Source organism: Intestinibacillus massiliensis, from assembly GCF_900155735.1.
In the GTDB taxonomy this organism is placed as follows: Bacteria; Bacillota; Clostridia; order Oscillospirales; family Butyricicoccaceae; genus Intestinibacillus; species Intestinibacillus massiliensis.
Window position 1 is genome coordinate 1 of the sequence record NZ_LT707034.1, and the last position, 831, is coordinate 831.

1 rRNA gene is annotated in these 831 nt (G+C 53.2%); it reads left to right on the forward strand.

Going from position 1 to position 831, the window contains the following annotated elements:
- Window positions 1-763, forward strand: a 23S ribosomal RNA gene (locus tag CZ203_RS00915); the annotation flags it as partial.
- Between the last annotated feature and the right edge of the window lie 68 nt (window positions 764-831).

Here is an 831-nt window from a genome sequence, read left to right on the forward strand (position 1 = left end):
CCAGTGCGCCAGCATTGGTGGAGGCAACCTTGGGATACCACTCTTGGGATATTGGGATTCTAACCTGCGGCCATGAATCTGGCCGGGGGACACTGTCAGGTGGGCAGTTTGACTGGGGCGGTCGCCTCCTAAAGAGTAACGGAGGCGCTCAAAGGTCCGTTCAGCACGGACGGAAATCGTGCAATGAGTGTAAACGCATAAACGGGCCTAACTGCGAGAATGACGGTTCGAGCAGTAACGAAAGTTGGAGTTAGTGATCCGGCGGTATGTGAATGGAAATGCCGTCGCTCAACGGATAAAAGCTACCCTGGGGATAACAGGCTGATCTCCCCCAAGAGTCCACATCGACGGGGAGGTTTGGCACCTCGATGTCGGCTCATCGCATCCTGGGGCTGAATTCGGTCCCAAGGGTTTGGCTGTTCGCCAATTAAAGCGGTACGCGAGCTGGGTTCAGAACGTCGTGAGACAGTTCGGTCCCTATCTGTTGCGGGCGTAGGAATATTGAGAGGAGCTGTCCTTAGTACGAGAGGACCGGGATGGACGTACCGCTGGTGCACCGGTTGTTCCGCCAGGAGCATAGCCGGGTAGCTAAGTACGGACGAGATAAACGCTGAAGGCATCTAAGCGTGAAACTCCCCTCGAGATAAGTATTCCCATCCTTCGGGAGTAAGACCCCTTGTAGACTACGAGGTTGATAGGTCAGGAGTGGAAGTGCAGTAATGTATGGAGCGGACTGATACTAATAGGTCGAGGGCTTGACCTGATGATTATTGGGTTAACACTCGGAAGAGGCTTTTGCCAGTATGTTATTGTTCAGTTTTGAAGGTGTAA